The organism is Aurantimonas sp. A3-2-R12, assembly GCF_036016755.1.
Lineage (GTDB): Bacteria > Pseudomonadota > Alphaproteobacteria > Rhizobiales > Rhizobiaceae > Aurantimonas > Aurantimonas coralicida_A.
Map to the genome: position 1 here is coordinate 1 of NZ_JAYXIH010000129.1, position 993 is coordinate 993.

Genomic DNA, 993 nt, shown 5'->3' on the forward strand with positions numbered 1-993 from the left:
TCGATATCCAGAAACGCCGTAAGGTTCTTCTCCGGTGCGACACGCGACACCGTGAGGAAGACCGGCTTTGGCAAATTGAGCTCGACGGGGTGAACGGGGCGAAAGAGGCGCCGGTCGACGCCGCGCGTCCAGGTGACGAGGTTGCCGAAGCCGAACTCGGCCAGATTTCGGCGCATCGATTGGGTGGGCACGAGGCAGGCCGCAGCCGGAGCGTGAAACCGGCGAAGCCAGGCATAGGTCAGCGCCTCGGGGACGGGCGCGCGCTGGCGTAGATACTCCGGGAACCGGGTGTGAAAGCTGGTGGTGAAGGACCGCCCGAGGCGGAGCGCCGCGCGCCGAGTGGCAAGCCCGATCGGTCCCTCGGTGGCGATATGGATCGCCGTCGGGTCGAATTCGCGTATCGTTGCCGCCAAGCGATCGGTGGAGGCAATTGCTAGCCGAATTTCCGGGTAAGTCGGACAGGCAATGGTGCGAAAGTCGAGCGGAGTGACGACGCGAACTTCGATTCCGCGCTCGCAGAGCTGGTCGATGAGGTTGGCAAGGGTGCGGACCACGCCGTTGACTTGCGGATGCCAGGCATCGGTCGCGATCAGAATTCGGCGCATCTCAGGCAGCCTCCACCGAGCGGCGCTGCGGCGCATGAACTTCGAGTGGTGCCCGAGCGAGCGCTTCCTCCGGCACGGTTTCGCTCCAGCGGATCAATTCGAGAGAGCCGTCGTGGCGTTCGGCGAGAGCCGTGCAGCTTTCGACCCAATCGCCCGTGTTAACGTATTCGATGTCGCCGTGTCGGACCATCTGCGCATGGTGGATATGACCGCAGATGACGCCGTCGCAGCCGTTCCGCTTCGCCTCTTCGGCGAGCGCGCTCTCGAAAGCGCCGATGAAGTTGACGGCGTTCTTCACCTTGAGCTTCGCCCATGACGAGATCGACCAATAGGGGAAGCCCAACCGGCGGCGGACGACGTTGAATACGACATTAATGGCGATCGCGGC

The 993-nt window shown here is 63.7% G+C and carries 2 protein-coding genes; both read right to left on the reverse strand.

Annotation, left to right across the window (positions count from 1 at the left end; all coding sequences use genetic code 11):
• Window positions 1-605, reverse strand: a 605-nt coding sequence (locus VSX60_RS22370) for a glycosyltransferase (protein ID WP_327626437.1), incomplete at its 3' end; no start/stop codon positions are given.
• Window position 606: 1 nt separating this feature from the next.
• Window positions 607-993, reverse strand: a 387-nt coding sequence (locus VSX60_RS22375; RefSeq protein ID WP_442873145.1) for a UDP-2,3-diacylglucosamine diphosphatase, incomplete at its 5' end; no start/stop codon positions are given.